Source organism: Endozoicomonas sp. 2B-B, from assembly GCF_053470045.1.
Genome location: NZ_JBLZMU010000001.1, coordinates 3567759 through 3588240 on the forward strand (window position 1 = coordinate 3567759; position 20482 = coordinate 3588240).

The 20482-nt window shown below is 47.5% G+C and carries 17 protein-coding genes; 9 read left to right on the forward strand and 8 right to left on the reverse strand.

The genetic code is table 11. The annotated features are described in order from the left end of the window. Positions 1-149: 149 nt before the first annotated feature. The gene (aceA, locus tag ACOMHB_RS13520) at positions 150-1421 is read right to left on the reverse strand and encodes an isocitrate lyase (RefSeq protein WP_448217006.1); all 1272 of its coding nucleotides are present in this window, start codon (positions 1419-1421) and stop codon (positions 150-152) included. A gap of 386 nt (positions 1422-1807) precedes the next feature. Here aceA and ACOMHB_RS13525 point away from each other — a divergent pair, with 386 nt between their 5' ends. The 3 genes from ACOMHB_RS13525 to ACOMHB_RS13535 all read left to right on the forward strand — a co-directional run bounded on the left by ACOMHB_RS13525 (position 1808) and on the right by ACOMHB_RS13535 (position 5749). Then, a complete protein-coding gene (locus ACOMHB_RS13525) occupies positions 1808-2764 on the forward strand; it encodes a LysR family transcriptional regulator (protein ID WP_448217007.1) in 957 nt (318 codons plus the stop codon). Between the two features lie 163 nt (positions 2765-2927). Beyond that, positions 2928-3059, forward strand: coding sequence for a hypothetical protein (locus ACOMHB_RS13530; RefSeq protein WP_422133684.1), 132 nt, complete (start codon positions 2928-2930; stop codon positions 3057-3059). A gap of 515 nt (positions 3060-3574) precedes the next feature. Further along, positions 3575-5749, forward strand: a complete 2175-nt coding sequence (locus tag ACOMHB_RS13535) for a malate synthase G (RefSeq protein WP_448217008.1) — start codon at positions 3575-3577, stop codon at positions 5747-5749. Positions 5750-5831: 82 nt separating this feature from the next. Here ACOMHB_RS13535 and purB read toward each other — a convergent pair whose 3' ends face one another. The 3 genes from purB to mnmA form a co-directional block, all read right to left on the reverse strand. After that, positions 5832-7202, reverse strand: a complete 1371-nt coding sequence (gene purB / locus ACOMHB_RS13540; RefSeq protein WP_448218638.1) for an adenylosuccinate lyase — start codon at positions 7200-7202, stop codon at positions 5832-5834. A gap of 77 nt (positions 7203-7279) precedes the next feature. Further along, complete coding sequence (gene hflD / locus ACOMHB_RS13545; RefSeq protein ID WP_422133686.1) at positions 7280-7891, reverse strand: high frequency lysogenization protein HflD; 612 nt, start codon at positions 7889-7891, stop codon at positions 7280-7282. Positions 7892-7978: 87 nt separating this feature from the next. After that, positions 7979-9127, reverse strand: a complete 1149-nt coding sequence (gene mnmA / locus ACOMHB_RS13550; RefSeq protein WP_448217009.1) for a tRNA 2-thiouridine(34) synthase MnmA — start codon at positions 9125-9127, stop codon at positions 7979-7981. A gap of 256 nt (positions 9128-9383) precedes the next feature. On the opposite strand from mnmA, the gene ACOMHB_RS13555 reads away from it, so the two are divergent. The 3 genes from ACOMHB_RS13555 (at position 9384) to clpA (ending at position 14626) form a co-directional block, all read left to right on the forward strand. Further along, the gene (locus tag ACOMHB_RS13555) at positions 9384-11615 is read left to right on the forward strand and encodes an NADP-dependent isocitrate dehydrogenase (RefSeq protein ID WP_448217010.1); all 2232 of its coding nucleotides are present in this window, start codon (positions 9384-9386) and stop codon (positions 11613-11615) included. A 306-nt stretch (positions 11616-11921) separates the two neighbouring features. After that, entirely contained in the window at positions 11922-12305 is a 384-nt protein-coding gene (clpS, locus tag ACOMHB_RS13560; protein ID WP_422133689.1) for an ATP-dependent Clp protease adapter ClpS, read from the forward strand. 20 nt (positions 12306-12325) lie between these two features. After that, the gene (gene clpA / locus ACOMHB_RS13565) at positions 12326-14626 is read left to right on the forward strand and encodes an ATP-dependent Clp protease ATP-binding subunit ClpA (protein ID WP_448217011.1); all 2301 of its coding nucleotides are present in this window, start codon (positions 12326-12328) and stop codon (positions 14624-14626) included. A gap of 38 nt (positions 14627-14664) precedes the next feature. Here the strand turns inward: clpA and infA are convergent, their stop codons facing one another. The 3 genes from infA to aat all read right to left on the reverse strand — a co-directional run bounded on the left by infA (position 14665) and on the right by aat (position 16549). After that, positions 14665-14883, reverse strand: coding sequence for a translation initiation factor IF-1 (infA, locus tag ACOMHB_RS13570; RefSeq protein WP_252180026.1), 219 nt, complete (start codon positions 14881-14883; stop codon positions 14665-14667). A gap of 240 nt (positions 14884-15123) precedes the next feature. Continuing rightward, a complete protein-coding gene (locus tag ACOMHB_RS13575) occupies positions 15124-15834 on the reverse strand; it encodes an arginyltransferase (protein ID WP_422133691.1) in 711 nt (236 codons plus the stop codon). Between the two features lie 25 nt (positions 15835-15859). Continuing rightward, positions 15860-16549, reverse strand: coding sequence for a leucyl/phenylalanyl-tRNA--protein transferase (gene aat / locus ACOMHB_RS13580; RefSeq protein ID WP_448217012.1), 690 nt, complete (start codon positions 16547-16549; stop codon positions 15860-15862). 159 nt (positions 16550-16708) lie between these two features. On the opposite strand from aat, the gene ACOMHB_RS13585 reads away from it, so the two are divergent. The 3 genes from ACOMHB_RS13585 (at position 16709) to ACOMHB_RS13595 (ending at position 19388) form a co-directional block, all read left to right on the forward strand. Beyond that, positions 16709-18163, forward strand: coding sequence for an aminoacyl-histidine dipeptidase (locus ACOMHB_RS13585; RefSeq protein WP_448217013.1), 1455 nt, complete (start codon positions 16709-16711; stop codon positions 18161-18163). Between the two features lie 256 nt (positions 18164-18419). Further along, positions 18420-18821 (forward strand): hypothetical protein, encoded by a 402-nt coding sequence (locus ACOMHB_RS13590; RefSeq protein ID WP_422133694.1) that lies wholly within the window; start codon positions 18420-18422, stop codon positions 18819-18821. A gap of 270 nt (positions 18822-19091) precedes the next feature. Then, positions 19092-19388: a 4a-hydroxytetrahydrobiopterin dehydratase gene (locus tag ACOMHB_RS13595; protein ID WP_422133695.1), complete on the forward strand. Its 297-nt coding sequence runs from the start codon at positions 19092-19094 to the stop codon at positions 19386-19388. A gap of 557 nt (positions 19389-19945) precedes the next feature. Here the strand turns inward: ACOMHB_RS13595 and ACOMHB_RS13600 are convergent. After that, the gene (locus ACOMHB_RS13600) at positions 19946-20374 is read right to left on the reverse strand and encodes a class I SAM-dependent methyltransferase (RefSeq protein WP_448217014.1); all 429 of its coding nucleotides are present in this window, start codon (positions 20372-20374) and stop codon (positions 19946-19948) included. Between the last annotated feature and the right edge of the window lie 108 nt (positions 20375-20482).

Below are 20482 nucleotides of genomic sequence, written 5' to 3' on the forward strand. Positions count from 1 at the left end.
ATAGACACAATGAAGGGGGCGGGAGTTCCTATCGGTATGGAAAATGGCGTGCAATAAGAAACAGCTCTTCATCCGTTGAAGATGAAGAGCTGTTACAGGTACTAAAATTTGTCAGAAAGCTCCAAAATTTCCCACAATCAATTAAGGCACTATCGGTTCTTCTGGATCACGTGTGTGATGTGGTCAAAGTATCCTGTCCCAACTTCTTTCTGAGGGCATGAAAAGGTGTAGCCTCGTTCAAATGCAGCCTGCTCGGGTTGCTGAACCATTTCTGCGTAATGTTTCATGCCCTCTCCCTTACCGTAGTGATAAGCCAGATCAAACATGTTGTGCCACATACTGTGGATACCTGCCAGTGTGATGAACTGGAATTTGTAACCCATCTCACTTAGTTCATCCTGGAAGCGGGCAATGGTTTTATCGTCCATGTTCTTTTTCCAGTTAAAGGATGAAGAGCAGTTATAAGCCAGTAGTTGATTCGGGTATTCGGAACGAATAGCCTGGGCAAAGGTTCTTGCTTCGTCCAGATCCGGTGTCTCTGATTCATACCAGAGCAGGTCGGCAAAAGGTGCGTAAGCCAGTCCCCGGGCAATCGCCTGTTCAATACCCTTGCGGGTGCGATAGAAGCCTTCTTTGGTTCTCTCGCCGGTCAGGAAAGGCTGATCATAGTCATCGATATCAGAGGTGATCAGATCAGCTGTGCTGGCATCGGTTCTTGCCATAAGCAAAGTCGGAACTCCAGCGACATCTGCGGCCAGTCGAGCAGAAATCAGTTTGTCAACAGCTTCCTGGGTAGGAACAAGAACTTTTCCTCCCATGTGTCCGCACTTTTTGACAGAAGCCAGCTGGTCTTCAAAGTGAACACCCGCAGCGCCAGCTTCGATCATGCTTTTCATCAGCTCGTAAGTGTTACGGACTCCACCAAAGCCATCTTCACCATCGGCAATGATGGGAGCGAACATATCTCTGTATCCTGCATCGCCTGGTTCGATACCATTTTTCCATTGGATCTGATCTGCTCTCATGAAGCTGTTGTTCATTCTTTCGATTAACGCCGGTACCGAATCTACCGGATAGAGAGATTGATCGGGGTACATGGAGCTGGCCGAATTATTGTCGGCAGCCACCTGCCAGCCAGACAGGTAAACGGCTTCTAGTCCCGCTTTAACTTGCTGCAGTGCCTGACCCCCTGTCAGAGACCCCAGACTGTTTACGTAACCCTTGCGTGACTTGTTTTCATAGAGTAGAGTCCAGAGTTTCTCTGCTCCCATTTGTGCAAAGGTATTTTCTACCTTAATGGAACCGCGCAGACGGACGACATCCTCAGCTTTGTAGGTGCGTTTTACATTGGCCCAACGAGGATTTTCTGACCAGTCCTGTTCGATACGGGCAATCTCTTCAGCGCGATTATAAGTTGACATTGTATCGCCTCTCCTGAAAATCAAACGGTTGTTTGTCAAGGCAATTTCAATCTATAACAAAAGATAACAAACTTGATAATTTATTATGGTTATAGTGAATATTCTCATCAAAAATGTCACAATATCCTTCCCTTGCCACTAAATAGTTGGCTCTTTTACTGAAAAACTCTTCTTTATAACCGGAAAGTTAATGTCACAAGACTTCCGGAAGCTTTAAAGCAGTATTCTCTGGATTCAGGTGTCCTGAAGTGTCATTCAAAGAGCTTGCTGCCGCTTATAGCAATAAATGGGGCGTTTTTCAGGATCAGAGGATTGTTTGACTTTGCAGCAGGGGGATAACTATTCTTGGCCATCTGGCGAACCGCTTCAGGATGTAAACAAAAAATATGAACTTGGCTCGTGTTGATCTGAACCTGCTGGTGTATCTGGATGTGCTTCTGCGTGAAAGAAGTGTCACTAAAGCGGCTGAGCAACTGGGCATAACCCAGCCAGCGATGAGTAACGGGTTGAAAAGACTCAGGAGTTTGTTTAATGACCCTCTGCTGGTAAGAACCAGTGAAGGCATGTCTCCAACAGAGAGGGCTCTTGCCCTGAAACCCCAGATTGCAGACGCTTTGAAACTTTTGGAGCAGGCTCTTCTGCCCAGAGATGCCTTTAATCCTGGAGAGAGTTCCAGGGTGTTTCGTGTTATGGCCAGTGATTATTCAGAATCCACTGTCATTCCCATGGTGCTGAAAAAGCTCAGAGCTGAGGCTCCGGGGATTACTCTCGATATTCTCACGCCCAGCGATGTGACCTTTCATGATGTGGAGCATGGTCGTGTTGATATGGCCATTAACCGTTTCAGTCATATGCCGCAATCTTTTCACCAGTCATTGATCTGGGAGGACTCTTTTTCCTGTGTCCTGAGTCGCGACAATCCGGTTATTGGTAATTTCACCCTTGATAGTTATCTTTCCGCGCAGCATATATGGGCAAGTAAGACAGGTATGGGTGTCGGGGTGGGTATTGACCCAAAAGATGTTCAGCAACTCGGATGGGTTGATGAGGCGTTGTCGGCTATTGGTCACAAGCGTGACATCAGGGTCCTGACGAGACATTACCAGGTAGCCATGCTGCTCTCATCCCAAAATGACCTTATTGCGACTCTGCCCAGTAAGTTGGCTGAATTGCACCGCCATGAAGATGAGCTGGTGGTTTTGCCGCCGCCGTTTGAGATCCCCCCAATCCAGCTTCGTATGGCATGGAGCCCGTTGTTGCATCACGACGCCGGGCATAACTGGCTACGGCAGGTTATCAAAGCTACTGCACAACAAACCAAGCCGGGTGACGACCCTGTTTGATAACAAATGATAATTTATGTGAAATAAGTGGTCTAACTATCTAGAAAGTTGTGTTAACTAGTGTTAATCTCTGATTGCCTTTGAGCGATGGCGGGTAGCTAAGTGCTTTGCCTGTCGAAGTCCTGATAATACCCAAACGAGACCCACCGGAAGGTAAGATAAAATGAACTGGTTAACACAACTGAGCACAGAGCACACGCTTTACCCTGTGGCTGATGAATGTATTGAAAATACATCAGAAAGTTACTACCTGATCATCGCTGAGCAAAAGCAGGAATCACATCCGGACGATTGAGTTTCAGAATCCAGAAAAGCCGCCGTTGTGCGGCTTTTCTGTGCATAATCTTTGTTAATAATTGCTATTTATTGAAAAAATATCATATATAACTGAGTTGAATTGGTCATCACCTGTCGGTTCAAACAGAATAGTGCTCAGACTTGAGCTGTCGGATTTTTTGGTGAAAATCAGGCGGTCCATCTCAACATTGGCATTGTCCCCCACCTTATTTCGGTGAGGGTTCCCTGTTGGTCACCTGACAGGTTTCTGTTACATGGTTCGCTGCTCAGGGAGTAATCTTGGTTACTGCGTAAAACTCTCCCAGAGGGAGCTTTTATTGGGCTAATCAAGTTTGCTTCCAGGGTCTCAAACCAACTCTGCAGACTTAACATCCCGTGAGCCCCACGGCAGGTCTGACAGAAGCAGAAAAAATAGTTCACAGGCTTGCTCTTCGCAAGCCCCGCTTACATCTCCACCTGATTCGGTGGTGGTCTTACGCGAATTGAAGATAAAAGCGTGTAGAAGGAAGGCATATGGCTGATCGTATTCAGATCGGAGGTTTGCAGATAGCAGCCCCTATCCACAATCTCTTGGTTGAAGCTATTGAGGGCACTGGAGTGACTTCAGAGGTCTTCTGGTCAGGTTTTGAGGGTGTTCTGGATGAGTGCGTCCTTGAGAACAGGTCTCTGTTGCAGAGGCGGGAGGCTCTGCAAAATCAAATTGATCAGTGGCATAAAGAGCATAAACAGCAGCCCCATGATCCTTCTGCCTATAAACAGTTTCTGTTGGAAATCGGTTACCTGCAATCTGAGGGTGAAGGCTTTAAGATTACGACGGAAAATGTTGATACAGAAATTTCCTCCCAGGCGGGACCTCAGCTGGTTGTACCTGTGATGAATGCTCGTTTTGCACTTAACGCAGCGAACGCTCGTTGGGGAAGTCTTTATGATGCTTTGTATGGTACTGACGCTATTCCTGAAAGTGATGGTGCTGAGCGTGGTAAGGGCTATAACCCTGTGCGTGGACAGAAAGTCATCGCTTTTGGTAAGGCATTGCTTAATCAGGCGGCGCCTCTGGCTAAAGGAAATCATTCCAGGGTGGCCGGTTATGCTGTCAAGGAAGGGGAATTGGCTCTCTCTTTGGACGATGGCAGCGTAACGGCGCTGGCCCAGCCTGAAAAGTTTGTCGGGTATACAGGCAGTGAAAAAGCGCCTGATAGTGTTCTGATCAAAAATAATGGCCTTCATATTGAGATTCAAATTGACCGTCAATCTCCTATAGGAAAGGCTGATGCGGCCGGAGTGAAGGATCTGGTGGTAGAGGCAGCTCTGACAACTATTATGGACTGTGAAGATTCTGTGGCTGCCGTCGACGCTGAAGATAAAGCGTTGGTTTATCGAAACTGGCTCGGATTAATGAAGGCAGACCTGCAGGACACATTCATTAAAGGTGATAGAACCTTAACCCGTCAGCTGGTTGCTGATCGTAACTATACATCCCCCGCAGGTGAAGCGTTTTCTCTGCATGGCCGGAGTCTGATGTTTGTTCGAAATGTCGGGCATCTGATGACTACTGATGCCATTCTGGATCGTCAGGGAAATGAAATTCCAGAAGGCATTATGGATGGAATGTTTACTTCGCTGATTGCCATGCATGACCTGAAAAAACAGGACGGCATGAGAAACTCCCGCACCGGCAGCGTTTATATTGTTAAGCCAAAAATGCACGGGCCAGAAGAGGTAGACTTTACCAATAAGCTGTTTGGCAAGATTGAAGATGTTCTGGGTCTTGAGAAAAATACCCTGAAGGTTGGCATAATGGACGAAGAGCGTCGTACTTCTGTCAATCTCAAAGCCTGTATCCGGGCGGCCAGAGATCGCGTTGTCTTCATTAATACAGGTTTCCTTGATCGTACTGGAGATGAAATACACACCAGCATGGAAGCTGGTCCGATGATTCCAAAAGGCGAAATGAAACAGTCCGCCTGGATTAATGCTTACGAGGACCAGAATGTTGAGGTAGGACTTGACTGTGGTTTGGCCGGTCGTGCTCAGATTGGTAAAGGTATGTGGGCTATGCCGGATGAGATGGCCAAGATGCTGGCGACTAAAATCGGGCATCCCCAGTCAGGAGCGAATACCGCCTGGGTGCCTTCACCTAATGCCGCGACACTGCACTCTACTCATTATCATTCCGTAAATGTTCTTGAAGTTCAGGAATCTATAGCTGAGCGTCAAAGAGCGAGTCTGGATGATCTTCTGACTATTCCTTTGCTGCACGACAGGGCTTCTCTGACTGAAGATGTGATTCAGCAAGAGCTGGATAACAATGCTCAAGGTATTCTCGGTTATGTTGTTCGATGGGTGGATCAAGGTGTGGGTTGTTCAAAAGTTCCTGACATCCACAATGTTGGCTTGATGGAGGATCGCGCAACGCTGCGTATCTCCAGTCAGCATATGGCCAACTGGATGAGGCATGGTGTCTGTTCTGAGGAGCAGGTGATGGATGCCATGAAGCGTATGGCAAAGGTGGTTGATGAGCAGAATGCCGGGGATCCTGAATACCGACCTATGGCTCCCGATTATGATGCCAGTGTTGCTTTTAAAGCAGCGTGCGAGCTGGTCCTGAAAGGTTGTCAGCAGCCTAATGGATATACCGAACCGGTACTGCATGCAAGAAGGCGTGAATTTAAAGCCACTGCAAAATGAAATAACTGAATGGTAATAAATAAAGCCCTCAATTGAGGGCTTTGTTGTCTTGAAGCGATTTGCTCGCTTCGCTATCGTCAGGTTAGATCGCTCTAGCTTGAGAAGCAGCGTTGCCCACATAATTCGCGGGTGTCAGCTTCTTAAGTTCAGCTTTTACCCCGGCAGGCATGTTCAGGTTGTCAATAAAGGTCTCCAGAGTCGCCTGGGTGATGCCTTCCTGACCACGAGTCAGAGCCTTGAGCTTTTCGTAAGGCTGCTTAATACCGTATCTGCGCATAACTGTCTGGATGGGCTCCGCCAGAACTTCCCAGGCATTATCCAGGTCTTCATTCAGGCGTTCGGCATTGATCTGTAGCTTGCTGATACCTTTCAGAGTCGATGCATAAGCAATCAGGCTGTAACCCAGACCCGCTCCCAGGTTGCGCAGAACGGTTGAGTCTGTCAGGTCGCGCTGCCATCGGGAAACAGGCAGTTTCATAGCCAGATGCTGCATAACGGCATTAGCAATACCGAGGTTGCCTTCGGAGTTTTCAAAGTCAATCGGATTAACTTTGTGAGGCATGGTGGAAGAGCCTACTTCGCCGGCCACAGTTTTCTGTTTAAAGTATCCCTGGGAGATATAGCCCCAAATATCACGATCAAAATCGATCAAGACAGTGTTGAAACGGCAAATGGCATCAAATAGTTCAGCGATGTAGTCGTGAGGTTCAATCTGGGTGGTGTAGGGGTTCCATTCCAGACCCAGACTGGTGACAAACTTTTCAGCATGTTGCTGCCAGTCAATTTCAGGGTAAGCGGACAGGTGAGCATTGTAGTTACCAACGGCACCGTTGATTTTGCCTAGTGGAGTAATTCGGTTGATTTGCTGAACCTGACGGCGCAGACGGTAAGCAACGTTTGCCATCTCTTTGCCCAGCGTGGTAGGGGAGGCTGTTTGTCCGTGAGTACGGGACAGCATTGACTGATCGCTGTGCTGATGAGCAAGACTTTCGATTTCCTTGATGATCTGATGCATGGGCGGAAGTACCGCCTGTTCAATGCCAGTCTTCAACATCAGCCCGTGAGACAGGTTGTTAATGTCCTCGGAAGTACAGGCAAAGTGAACAAACTCACTGATAGTAGCCAGCTCATCGTTATCCTGTATTTTTTCCTTGATCAAGTACTCAACGGCCTTGACATCATGGTTCGTGGTGCGCTCAATTTCCTTGACGCGCTGGGCATCCTCAAGGGAAAAGTTGTCGACCAGCCGGTCTAAGAGGACGTTAGCACCCTTGGATAGTTCAGGAACTTCGATGATTTCGGGGTGGCTGGCCAGTGCCTGTAACCATTTAACTTCAACGGTCACTCGAAAGCGGATCAGACCATACTCACTGAAAATGCTTCTCAGGCTTTGGGTCTTGTCCCCATAGCGACCGTCGACGGGGGAAACAGCAGTCAGTGCAGACAGCTCCATGTTTAACATGCCTTATGCTCATACAAAGGACGCATCATACCGGAAAAAGGCTTTGGATGCAGGGTGGATGATTTGGTTTAAAGCTGATTCAAGCCGTTCAATAACTTTTTTCGGCTAAGTAATAACTGCCAGCGGCTGCCACCTGTCTGGCGCCAGAGAATGGCAGCCCGTATCCCGGCAAACAAAATGGCGCGTATCTTGTCAGCATTGCCCTGATTCTGAAGATGTTGGAGGTCGCCTGAAACTTGTACTCTTGTCTTAAAGGTGCTGATGGTGTCGAGGTAAATACCGGCAAGGCTGGCAATAACATTTTCATGGAGGATGCCAAAGTGGTCGGCCTGTTCCCTGCAGCGTTGCAGGCGCTGGGAGATCTCATTCAGCATGTCACGATTTCGGGAAAGTTTGCGTTCCAGATGTATCAGGGTCAGGGCATAACGAACGGTGTCGGCCTGGATCGCGTCGGCCTGACGTTGCAGGACATCTTTCAGTATTTTTCTGCCAGTGAGCAGGCTGTCGTAACCATTGAAGACATCCTCAACGCGATCAGGAGAGATGACAAACAGGCTGCCAATCAGTGGTTCGAGTGGCCCTTCACTGATTTGCCCGCTCTTGGCCAGACGTTCTACAAGGCCAGCAGCCTGAAAAATCGCTGAGAGGGCAGCTGCCTGTTCCTTTGCTGTGTATTGCACCTGAGTTTCTCTACCTTACTTATGCTTTCTCTTTTCGGAAGGTTGTCTGCTCCCGGTTGTGGAGAGTTGAGCGAACTGATTGATGTCTTATTGAATCTGAGCCTCACTCAGAGAGTGATGTCTGGTTTCAATAACTCCACCGCCCAGACAAATATCATTCTGGTAGAAAACAACAGACTGCCCCGGAGTGGCCGCCCTCTGAAGTTCGTCAAAAACCACAAGATATCTCCCATCTGGTGTTCGCTCAAGGCGGCAGGCCTGATCCTGTTGTCGATAGCGGATCTTGGCGGTCAGGCTGGCTGGCATTTCGGGCGCTGAGCCGGAGATCCAGAATATTTCAGAAGCGGTCAGGGCTTCAGAGAACAGCAAGGGGTGACTATTGCCCTGAGCAACGATCAGTTGATTGTTCTCAAGATCTTTCTCAACAACATACCAGGGCGATTCTGAAGCGCCTTTCAGTCCACCAATACCAAGCCCCTGCCTTTGGCCGATGGTATGGTACATCAAGCCTGAATGCTCGCCAATAACTGTGCCCTGATCGGTCGCAATGTCGCCAGGCTGGGCCGGAAGATACTGCTTCAGGAAATCACGAAAACGGCGCTCACCAATAAAGCAGATACCTGTGCTGTCTTTCTTGTTGTGGGTGATCAAATCGTGTTCTTCTGCTATGCGCCGAACTTCGGGCTTTGCTATTTCACCCACTGGGAACAAAGTTCTGGCCAGTTGTTCGGTTCCGACCTGATGCAGGAAGTAGCTCTGGTCTTTATTGGGGTCAAGACCCTTTTTGAGGCAAGCCCGGTCATTAATGTTGTCTCTGCGGGCGTAGTGGCCCATGGCGATACAGTCAGCTTCCAGTGTCAGGGCATAATCCAGAAAAGCCTTGAACTTGATTTCCTTGTTGCAGAGAATGTCGGGGTTGGGGGTGCGTCCGGCCTTGTATTCCTGCAAGAAATGCTCAAAGACATTATCCCAGTATTCAGCAGCAAAATTGGCTTTATGGAGTTTAATGCCAATTTTGTCGCAAACGGCCTGAGCATCTTCCAGATCGGTCATGGCAGTGCAGTATTCAGTGCCATCATCTTCCTCCCAGTTTTTCATGAACAAACCTTCTACCTGGTAACCCTGCTGTTTGAGCAGAAGTGCAGATACCGAGGAATCAACACCTCCGGACATACCCACGATTACACGGGTGTCCTGAGGGTTTTCGTCAGAAAAAGTGGCACAAGAGTCTATCATAGTTAATGTATGGCTGAATCGGGAAGCAGGGCATTGTACCTGTCTGGCTAATTCAGTTCTATAGAGTATTTCGATATGCAAACAGAAGATTGTGTAGCAAAACTACATTTATTCCTTACGCACATTGGTATATCTTATAGGCGATAACGTCAAAAGCGTTACGGGGCTGTGCAAATAAAGTGATAAATAGTGGTCGTCAAACTCCACTTAAACCCCTCCGCAGAGGCACCACAGCCAGTTGTTTTTTGGAGATAACATGACAACAGATACAACCAGAATTATTTACACTATTACTGACGAAGCTCCCGCCTTAGCCACCTATTCACTGCTCCCTATTCTCAAGGCTTTTACCCGAGCCGCAGACGTAGCCGTTGAAACCAAGGATATTTCACTGGCTGGTCGAATCATAGCTAATTTCCCTGAGAAGTTGAGTGCAGCACAAAAGCAAAGTGATGCTCTGTCTGAGTTGGGTATGCTGGCTAAGACGCCTCAGGCAAACATCATCAAGTTGCCTAACATCAGTGCTTCTATCCCGCAACTGACAGATGCGATCAAAGAGCTACAAGAACACGGTTATGACATTCCTGATTTTCCTGTAGAACCCGGGAATCCTGAAGAAGAAGTCATCAAGGCTCGTTATGCCAAAGTGCTTGGTAGTGCGGTAAACCCGGTTCTTCGAGAGGGTAACTCTGATCGCCGTGTTGCGGCTCCCGTAAAAGAGTTTGCGAAGAAGCATCCTCACTCTATGGGTGCCTGGACTGCAGATTCCAAATCTCACGTTGCTCATATGCACAGCGGTGACTTTTACTCCAGTGAGCAGTCAGCAGTCATGCCTGAGGCTACGGATGTAAGAATCGAGTTTGTTGGCAGCGATGGATCTGTTTCGGTGCTAAAACCGAGTACGAGCTTGTTGGCCGGTGAAGTTATTGATAGCGCTGTCATGAATGTGAAAGCTTTGAGGGCATTCTACGAAGCTTCTGCCCAGGAAGCTAAAGAGCAGAATGTTCTGCTCTCCCTGCACCTGAAAGCAACAATGATGAAGGTTTCTGACCCGATCATGTTTGGTCATGCTGTCACAGTCTTCTTTGAAGACGTGTTTGAGAAACACGCTTCTCTATTTTCAGATCTGGGCGTCGATCCGGACAATGGTCTGGGTGACGTTTATGCCAAGATTGCCAAACTGCCTGCTGAGCAGAAGGATGAAGTAAAGGCGGATATTCAGGCCGTATACAAGACTCGCCCTGAGCTGGCGATGGTGGACTCCGATAAGGGTATTACCAACCTGCATGTACCGAACGATGTCATTATCGATGCATCTATGCCTGCCGCTTTGCGTTCCTCGGGCCAAATGTGGGGGCCTGACGGAAAGCTGCATGACACCAAAGCTATGATTCCTGATCGTTGCTATGCGGCTATTTATCAGGAAGTCATCGATTTTTGTAAGGAGAACGGTGCATTCGATGTCACTACTATGGGTAATGTTTCCAACGTAGGTCTGATGGCTCAGAAAGCTGAAGAGTATGGTTCTCATGACAAAACCTTCAAGGCTCCTGCAAACGGCATTATCCGTGTTGTAGAAGAGTCTGGCAGTACTGTGTTTGAGCACAATGTTGAAGAGGGTGACATCTGGAGAATGTGTCAGACCAAGGACGCGCCAATTCGCGATTGGGTCAAGCTGGCCGTTAACCGTGCCCGGGCAACAGGGGCTCTGACTCTTTTCTGGCTGGACGAAAATCGTGCCCACGATGCCAACCTGATTGCCAAGGTCAACGAATACCTGAAGTTCCACAATACCGAGGGTCTGGATATCCGTATTCTTTCTCCGGTGGACGCTTGCCGTCTGAGTATGGAAACGATTCGGGCAGGTAAAGATGCCATTTCCGTGACCGGAAACGTTCTGCGTGATTACCTGACTGACCTGTTCCCGATTCTGGAGCTGGGTACCAGTGCTAAAATGCTCTCTATTGTCCCTCTGCTGGCTGGCGGAGGTCTGTTCGAAACTGGTGCTGGTGGTTCAGCTCCCAAGCACGTTCAACAGTTTGTTAAAGAGAATCATTTACGTTGGGATTCTCTGGGTGAATTTCTGGCTATCGCTGTATCGCTTGAAGATATTGCCGTTAAGACTGGGAATGCCAGGGCCCAGATTCTGGCTGACACATTGAACGCTGCTATTGGCCAATATCTGGATGCTAACAAGTCTCCTTCCCGAAGGGTGAAAGAGCTGGACAACCGTGGTAGTCATTTCTATCTGGCTCAGTTCTGGGCAGAAGCTCTGGCGGCTCAGCAAGTAGACCAGGAACTCAGCAGCAAGTTTTCCGGTCTGGCAAAGGAGCTGGTCGAGAAAGAAGGTCAGATTGTCTCGGAACTGGCAGATTGTCAGGGGGGGGCTGTTGATCTGGGTGGCTATTATGAGCCCACTCCAGCTAAAGCCACTGAAGCTATGCGTCCAAGCACTACCTTTAATGCGGCAATTGATGGCATGATTTAATTTCCGGGCATTTTTACCCATCAAGAATGGCTGCAGGCTTGTTCTGTGGTCGTTTTCTTGCTTGTCAGATCAAATGATTATTTTTCTGATTCTTTTGCTATTTTATTTCGGTTGTCAGTCGATGGTATCCATGAAATCAATAGCTTTTGAAGTGACGAGTGATGTAAATTGTTTTTCTTTGCTCTCAGCGTGTTTAGAATGGTATTCAGGGTGTAGTGCTTTTGACGTTTTTCGTCATCGACACCTGGTTACAGGCAGTCCAGAGCCTGGTTAATTCAGCTGTAAATTCACCTGGAAGCGAGTGCAATGCAGCAGATAGCAGTTCATCAATACATGAGTAACTTTGAGTGGCTTCGTCTAAGCTTAGAGAATGAAGGGATAGAGCAGGAAGGCGATCATGATATCGCTCTGGCACCAGCTAAAGCCAGAGTCAAACCGCCCGCTATGTATCAGGTTCTGCTCTTGAATGATGATTTTACACCGATGGATTTTGTGGTTGAGGTCCTGGAGAAATTTTTCAGCATGAGTAGTGAACAGGCAACACAAATCATGCTGATGGTTCATACGCAAGGCAAGGCTGTATGTGGATTGTTCAGCAAAGATGTTGCTGAAACCAAAGCCCAGCAAGTCAACGAGTACTCCAGAGAATTCCAGCATCCCCTGTTGTGCAAAACAATTAAGGCCGATTAGTGTTCTCAGGGTAATATCATATGCTCAATAAAGACCTCGAACTGACTCTTAACAGTGCTTTCCGTGATGTAAGAAGCAAGCGACATGAATTCATGACCGTGGAACATCTGCTTCTGGCACTGCTTGATAATGAATCCGCTTCCCGAGTACTTCTAGCTTGTGGTGTAGAAACCGAAAAGCTGCGCAGGGAACTGATTGATTTTGTTGATTCAACAACCCCTTTAATACCTGCCAACGATACCGAGCGAGAGACCCAACCCACTCTCGGGTTTCAGAGAGTTCTGCAACGCGCTGTATTTCATGTGCAAAGCTCAGGAAAAAAAGAAGTCACCGGTGCTAATGTTCTGGTTGCAATCTTTAGTGAGCAAGAAAGTCAGGCCGTTTATTTTCTGAAGCAGCAGGATGTTGCCCGCATAGATGTCGTCAACTATATCGCTCACGGAATTTCCAAAATGCCGGGCAATGAGTTGGAAGAGTTGGGTGGAGAGCTTATGGAGGAAAGCACTGACTCAGAGGCAGCCGGTCAAGACCCCCTTAAAAATTATGCCACTAACCTGAACGAACAGGCCCGTATAGGTAAGATTGATCCGCTGGTAGGTCGGGCAGAAGAGGTTGAGCGGGTATCCCAGATATTGACGCGACGTCGTAAGAATAATCCTCTGCTGGTGGGTGAAGCCGGAGTTGGGAAAACAGCCGTTGCTGAAGGTCTGGCAAAAAGAATAGTGGACGGAGAAGTTCCTGAAGTACTCTCCAAAGCGGTTGTGTATTCTCTGGATCTTGGTTCGTTGCTGGCTGGAACCAAATACCGTGGTGATTTTGAGAAGCGATTCAAAAAGTTGCTCAGCGAACTTAAAAAGCTCGATAACGCCATTCTCTTCATTGATGAGATTCACACTATTATTGGTGCCGGTGCTGCATCCGGTGGTGTTATGGATGCTTCTAATCTTTTAAAGCCACTGCTGACTTCTGGCGATCTTCGTTGCATAGGCTCAACGACCTTTCAAGAGTTTCGTGGTATTTTCGAAAAAGATCGTGCCCTGGCTCGTCGTTTCCAGAAAGTGGATATCAGTGAACCGAGTGTTGACGATACCATTGATATTCTTCGTGGTCTCAAGAGTCGCTTTGAAGAGCATCACACCATTGAATATAAGGATGATGCCCTGAAAGCTGCAGCAGAGTTAGCTAATCGCTATATCAACGATCGTCATATGCCTGACAAAGCGATTGACGTTATTGATGAGGCTGGTGCTTATCAGCGTCTTTTACCAGAGAATGAGCGCAAGAAGATCATTGAGGTGGGCGACGTTGAAAGTATTGTCGCCAAGATTGCCCGGATTCCACCTAAGTCTGTTTCTTCTTCTGATAAAGAGTTACTTTCCAAGCTTGAGAGGAATCTCAAAATGGTGGTCTTCGGCCAGGACGAAGCCATTGTTTCTCTTTCAACTGCGATTAAATTGTCGCGTGCTGGTTTGAAGGCGCCTGACAAGCCGGTGGGTGCTTTCCTGTTCTCTGGGCCAACAGGTGTCGGCAAAACGGAAGTTTGTCGTCAGTTAGCCAAGTCCATGGGGGTTGAGCTGGTCCGTTTTGACATGTCCGAGTACATGGAAGCTCATACAGTTTCCAGACTGATAGGTGCACCTCCTGGCTATGTCGGTTATGACCAGGGAGGACTTTTGACAGAAGCGATCAACAAGACACCCCATTGTGTCTTGTTGCTGGACGAAATTGAGAAAGGGCATCCGGATGTATTTAACCTGCTTTTGCAGGTGATGGATCACGGCACTCTGACAGACAACAATGGTCGTAAAGCTGACTTTAGAAATGTTATTCTGATCATGACGACCAATGCTGGTGCTGAAAGCATGACGCGTACTTCTATTGGTTTCACTGAGCAGGATCATACGACAGACGGTATGGAAGCCATTAAGAAAACCTTTACACCGGAATTCAGGAACCGTCTTGACTCCATCATTCCCTTTGACTCATTGACCGAGGATACTATCAAGCATGTTGTCGATAAGTTCCTTACAGAGCTTCAGGCGCAGCTGGATGAGAGAATGGTTCAGATTGACGTTGATGATAAGGCACGAGAATGGCTGGCAGAGAAAGGTTATGATCGGATGATGGGGGCTCGTCCTATGGGGCGTGTTATTCAGGAGCATCTCAAGAAGCCCCTGGCGGAACAGATCCTTTTTGGCAAGCTGTCTGAGAGTGGTGGCTTTGTCCGCGTGACAGTCAAGAAAGGAGGGCTGTTCCTGAAATTCGAACCTGCCAAAAGCCTGACTTCGGATTTTGAAGTTGTGGATGGTGAGCAGGGCTGAAAAAAAGCCAGGAGAGGGACAGGGGCAAGAGGCCCCTGTCAGCGGGAACGGTATGTGATACGGCCTTTGGTCAGGTCATAAGGAGTCAGTTCAACTTTGACTTTATCACCTGTCAGAATGCGGATGTAGTTTTTACGCATTTTGCCTGAAATATGTGCGGTCACAACGTGACCGTTCTCCAGTTCTACACGGAACATAGTATTAGGCAGGGTGTCAATGACAGTGCCTTCCATTTCAAGACTTTCTTCTTTCGCCATATAAAGTTTGACCTCAGGAATAGAGCGTTAGCTGAATAAATCTGGCAGGCATTCTGCCTGAAAACCAGCTTTAAAGCAAAGTGAACCGGCCTTTATCCATATAAAAACATTCTCTGTCATCACTTTCGATCCCCATCAAATCCTGATTGACCAGATAATACGGTGAATTAACTGGGAGTTAATGTCGCTGTAGCTGATTAACCCTGTCTGAATAATCAGTTACAGTGTATGTCAGGACGACTACCTCAAAGTAACCCAGCGGTTGTTAACATAGACTTCCAGAGGACGGTATTGAATTTTGTAACTCATTTTTTTGCAGTCCTTGATCCAATAGCCCAGGTGAAGGTGCTTGAGCCCCAGTTTTTTGGCTTCCTCTATCTGCCAGAGAATGCAGTAACTGCCCAGACTTCTGGTTTTGCTGACTTCAGGGTCATAAAAGGTATAAATTGCAGAGAGTCCATTTGACAGCTCGTCGGTGACTGCAACAGCCACGAGTTTTTCGTCCAGCCAGAATTTGTAGTAGCAACAGAATTCAGGGCAACCTACCAAAAAGGATTGGAATTGCTCCATTGAGGGAGGGTACATATCGCCATCGCGATGCTGTATGGAGATGTATTTTTTGTAAAGCTGATAGGTTTCTTCATCGTATTCAGCTTCGGATCGGGTGACCAGGATATCCCGATTTTTTTTTAATAGCTTTCTGTGCTTGCGTCTGGGTTCGAAACTCTTGGCAACCACTCTGGCCGGAATGCAAGCGTTGCAGCCCTGACAGTGAGGTCTGTATACGTGTCGACCGCTTCTTCGAAATCCAATGTCGGCCAAATGCCGATAAAGAGCTGGATCCAAGTCTTTGTCGGGATCCATAAATAATGTTATAGCCTGCTTATCCTCCAGGTAGCTGCAGTTGTGTGGCTGGGTTGCGTAAAATTTAAGATCTTTAAGTGCGCTCATCAGCTTCGGCCGTCCATTGCCCTGTCTAATTCCAGTGTGCACTGGTTGCAGGCGTTCGGCAACCGTCTTTCAATGCCTTGAGAAATGCATCCCGGCTTATCATTCTCGCGCCCAGTGACTCCAGGTGGGGGCTGTGTATCTGGCAATCGATCAGATGGAAGTTTCTATTCAGCAACTCTTTGCACAACATAATCATTGCAAGTTTTGACGTATTGGTTTCGAAACTGAACATGGATTCTCCAAAGAATACTTTGTCAATCGTGACGCCATAAAGCCCGCCCACCAGCTTATTGCCTGACCAGACTTCCACCGAATGAGCCAGACCCTCTTTAAAAAGGGCAGTATAGGCTTCTTTCATTTCTTTGATGATCCATGTGCCATCCTGATTTTTCCGGGGCGACGAGCAGGCAGTCATGACTTCACTGAAGGCTTCATCAAAACTCACTCTATAAGAGTGTTTTTTTAGAAAACGCTTCATGGAGCGGCTTATGTGCAGATACTCTGGATAAAGCACCATTCTTGGGTTAGGAGACCACCAGAGAATGGGTTCGCCTTCGTTGAACCAGGGGAAGATGCCCCTCTTGTATGCGTCAGTCAGTGTTTCAGGGGCAAGGTTGCCACCCATAGCCAATAGGCCATCAGGGTAATCCAGAGCCTCATGAGCAGCAGGAAATTGAGGTCTATCGGGATCTAGTAAAGGAATGGTTTTGCGCATTATCTGGGCAGCCGGGTTAAAAAAGAGATCAGGTTTTCGGTTTTACTGTTAGTGAATACGGCAATCTCGGTTTTTGATTAGTGTATTCACTAATGGGCGTTCGTTCTCGCAGGGGCTATTTTCATAGACTCTTTCCCCCCCCATCAACAGGAGATAGCTGTGACCCAGCTTGTTGAATTATCCCCTCAACCTATTTGGCGACACTTTCAGGCACTTTGCAAGATTCCCCGCCCCTCCAGGCATGAAGATGCTGTGCGTGCCTACGTAAAGGAGTTTGGCGAAAATCTTGGTCTGGATACCCTGATAGACGAAGTCGGCAACGTGATCATTCGCAAGCCAGCTACTCCGGGTATGGAAAACCGCCGTGGCGTTGTTCTCCAGAGTCACCTGGACATGGTGCCTCAAAAAAACGCAGATACAGAACATGATTTTACTAAAGATCCTATCAGGGCGTACGTTGATGGCGATTGGGTTACTGCGGAAGGAACCACTCTGGGAGCCGATAATGGTATTGGTGTTGCAGCGGCTATAGCGGTGCTTGAGTCGACGGATATTCCCCATGGTCCTGTTGAAGCTCTGTTTACCATTGATGAAGAGAGTGGGATGACCGGAGCTCACGGTCTTAAGCCTGGTTTGCTGAAGGGTGAGATCATGCTGAACATGGACTCTGAAGATGAAGGAGAGCTCTATGTTGGCTGTGCTGGTGGTGTCGATGTTTGTATTTCTCACAGTTACCAGGAAGAGTCTTTGGAGGAAGGATATAGCAGTTTCACTCTTGCTTTGAATGGCTTGAAAGGCGGTCATTCCGGTATTGATATCAAACTGCAGCGGGGTAATGCCAACAAGCTGATGGTGAGGCTAATGAAAGCCTTGTCTGGAATAGGTGCCAGACTGACAGAATATTCCGGCGGTTCACTCAGAAATGCAATCCCGAGAGAAGCCTTTGCTCAGGTAGCTATCCCTCTAAGTAGTCGCGAAGAAGCTGCCCGAATAGTTGATGAGTATCTGAATGTATTTCGTACAGAGCTGTCAGAAGCAGAGCCAGATCTGAGTCTTGTTATGCAGGTCTCAGAATCTGTTCGGAAGGCTATGACCCCGGAAGCACAAAGTCAGCTGATGAACACCCTGCATGTATCTCCAAATGGCGTCCACCGGATGAGTCTGAGTGTTGAAGGGGTGGTGGAAACATCAAATAACCTGGCCGTCATCAAGATAAAGGAGGGTCGGATTACCATAGAAAACATGGTACGAAGCCTTATTAACAGTGCCAGGGAAGAACATGCCGAGAGTATTGCCGGTCTTTATCGGTTAATCGGAGCAGAAGTCAAAAAGCAGGGGGGTTACCCCGGATGGAGGCCCAATGCTGAGTCTACTATTTTGAAAACCATGAAGGATATTCATGAACAGGTGTTCGGTTACGAGCCTGAGATCAAAGTCATTCATGCTGGCCTGGAGTGTGGGTTACTGGGTGGTGTTTACCCAAACTGGGACATGATTTCTTTTGGCCCAACCATTCGGTTCCCTCATTCACCGGATGAAAAGGTCCATATTCCGGCGGTTGGAAATTTCTGGAACTACCTGATTAAAACACTGGAGGCCATACCAGAAGCCTGATTGACCAATAATGCTGTCAGAATGAGCAAATAAACTGGCAGCATTGCAAAAAATTGTGTAAATTGCGCTTTCCTAGGGGAAGTAAGTGTAATAAACTTGTCTCCGTCTAAAGTCAGTCTGCTTTTGCCAGCCATTGAATGAAGAACAATTGATCTCATTATCAAATATCCCCCATACATGTGTGGATGCCCTGCGCTGGCAAGGGCAGCTTCCTGTTGTCATCACTTCAAACTCTTTTCGGAGGTAGGTAATTAATATGGGTACCCTGAGCGCGGGAGGCCGTTTCTTTAAAAATGAAGAACTGGACGTTATTGAGCAACAGCGCCTGCAAGCTCTCCTTGATATCACTGATCAGCACGATAAAGAAGTGACTCAGCTGAAGTCACGGCTTGATGCGGCTGAGCAGAAGGCTGAAAAGCTGAACAAGCAGGTCAAGAGCGCTGATAACGAGCTGAAAACGCTGCGAGCCAGCAATCCTGATCGTATGAAGAAACAGATCAAACGTCTGCAGGAGCAGAACCGGACTCTGACGACAGAGAACGGGACACTGAAAACCAAGCAGAAGCAGCTCACTCAGCAGCTCAATGCCAGTAAGCAGGAGCTGGAGCAACTTCAGGCTGAAAAGGTTGATCAGGAAGAAAGCGAAGAGAGCTTGTAAAAGGCTCTTGTAGTGTGCAGCAGGCTGTGCAGCGTATGGATATGAGGCTCAAGCCATCAGGCAGTTATGTCTTGAAAAGATATATACTGTATAGCCCTTGCTGATTAGCACGTTAATCATCCAGTTGCCATTTCCTGGGAAAGGAGGTTCGATCAAAGCCCAAAATTCATTTATCCTTTCGTGGGGTCTGTATAGACTCTGTCTGTATCATCAGAGTGCTTTCTTGCCGTGCCTGTCAGGTAGGGTAATAAGCCACCAGGAGGATAATATATGAGTAACTGGTCGTTGTGTCAGTATGAAGGCGTTGATCACCTTGAGAAGTCCTATACCTTCAAAAAGTATTCGAAGTCTCTCTGTTTTCTTAATGCGGTGGCGGGACTGGCGGAGTCCTACGTACATCATCCAAGAATGATTATTGAGTGGGGCAAGGTAACGGTTGCCTGGGGGACTCATGAGTCTGAACAAGGGTCCGGAGTCATGGCCAGAGATCGTCATCTCACTCAGGAAACGGATCGATTGTTCGAGCTATTGCAGGTCAAACAGGTGTCGGACGATATCCAGCTATGATTATCTCTGCGTTGGCTGATTGAACCAGAACATGGGTGTGTTTTATAACCGTCAGTGAAAATTTTTATCTAAGGCATACCTGGTAGCGATCAAGCAAGAATAAAAACTTGCCAGGGTGGTGATCGAATTTGCAACAGAATGTTGGTCTGCTTCAATACAATCAAACAACAACGAAGCCGTCAGTTGTCATGAAACACCCTCAGGGTTAATGTAGGGCTACAGAGTAGTTATTTGATGACTATCAGCCATGAAAGTCCTTGAGGGTATTCTAAAAAACAATGAATGAGGATTTCATTAATACCTATCTAAATGAACTTCAACAGGAAGAGGTCGGCCGGTGTTGTAAATGCAAAAGGATTTCTCTGCGCTTTGCCAAGGTCGTTGCTCAACGGAGTCACACTGATAAGGCTCATAAGAACAAGTAGACATCCTCGCTCACCCGTGCCTGGCATACTGAAATAATGAGCCTTTCGTACTTACCAACTTGCAAGATAATCCCAAATACTTCTTACGCAGTTCCGAGATTTTTTTTGATTGCTTTATAGTAATCCCACTGTTTAATGCATTAATTTATAGAAAAATATAACATCCCGGGCTTCAAAACTGAGCACTGCCTGCCATTGTTCAGCAAGGTGCTGAAAGGTTTCTATTGAGTAAAAACAGACATGGGTAGGATCATTCTTGTAATGCCATCTGCAAAAGGCTTCCTGATCTATCACCATTTTGGTCATGAATGCCAGTGTCCCGCCGGGTCTGATCATACTCCAGAGTTTCGGCAACCATACATCCGGTTGATGGATGTGTTCTATGACTTCAGTGACTGTGATAAAATCGTACGTTTTTTCCAGAGCGCTTTGATCCGAATGGAAAAAGGGGTCATACAGAGCCATAGGCCAACCAGCTTCAGCCATCATCAAAGAAAGTGTGGGGCCAGGCCCGCAGCCAAAGTCCAGTCCCTGTGCATCCAAAGATATCCTGCCTTTCAACGGCTCTGTCACCCTTGAAAGAAATTTTCGATATCCCGGCTCAAAGGCATTGTTTGTATGAAGCTCATATTCTGAGCGTTCCAGCTCAGGCGTTGGCCAGCTTTTTTA

What these genes read in the sequence shown, in the direction of transcription:
- aceA (WP_448217006.1), bottom strand. Translation starts at nt 1,421, where the DNA reads ATGTCAACTTATAATCGCGCTGAAGAGATTGCCCGTATCGAACAGGAC.
- ACOMHB_RS13525 (WP_448217007.1), top strand. Translation starts at nt 1,808, where the DNA reads ATGAACTTGGCTCGTGTTGATCTGAACCTGCTGGTGTATCTGGATGTG.
- ACOMHB_RS13530 (WP_422133684.1), top strand. Translation starts at nt 2,928, where the DNA reads ATGAACTGGTTAACACAACTGAGCACAGAGCACACGCTTTACCCTGTG.
- ACOMHB_RS13535 (WP_448217008.1), top strand. Translation starts at nt 3,575, where the DNA reads ATGGCTGATCGTATTCAGATCGGAGGTTTGCAGATAGCAGCCCCTATC.
- purB (WP_448218638.1), bottom strand. Translation starts at nt 7,202, where the DNA reads ATGGAGCTGTCTGCACTGACTGCTGTTTCCCCCGTCGACGGTCGCTAT.
- mnmA (WP_448217009.1), bottom strand. Translation starts at nt 9,127, where the DNA reads ATGATAGACTCTTGTGCCACTTTTTCTGACGAAAACCCTCAGGACACC.
- ACOMHB_RS13555 (WP_448217010.1), top strand. Translation starts at nt 9,384, where the DNA reads ATGACAACAGATACAACCAGAATTATTTACACTATTACTGACGAAGCT.
- clpS (WP_422133689.1), top strand. Translation starts at nt 11,922, where the DNA reads ATGCAGCAGATAGCAGTTCATCAATACATGAGTAACTTTGAGTGGCTT.
- clpA (WP_448217011.1), top strand. Translation starts at nt 12,326, where the DNA reads ATGCTCAATAAAGACCTCGAACTGACTCTTAACAGTGCTTTCCGTGAT.
- infA (WP_252180026.1), bottom strand. Translation starts at nt 14,883, where the DNA reads ATGGCGAAAGAAGAAAGTCTTGAAATGGAAGGCACTGTCATTGACACC.
- ACOMHB_RS13575 (WP_422133691.1), bottom strand. Translation starts at nt 15,834, where the DNA reads ATGAGCGCACTTAAAGATCTTAAATTTTACGCAACCCAGCCACACAAC.
- aat (WP_448217012.1), bottom strand. Translation starts at nt 16,549, where the DNA reads ATGCGCAAAACCATTCCTTTACTAGATCCCGATAGACCTCAATTTCCT.
- ACOMHB_RS13590 (WP_422133694.1), top strand. Translation starts at nt 18,420, where the DNA reads ATGGGTACCCTGAGCGCGGGAGGCCGTTTCTTTAAAAATGAAGAACTG.
- ACOMHB_RS13595 (WP_422133695.1), top strand. Translation starts at nt 19,092, where the DNA reads ATGAGTAACTGGTCGTTGTGTCAGTATGAAGGCGTTGATCACCTTGAG.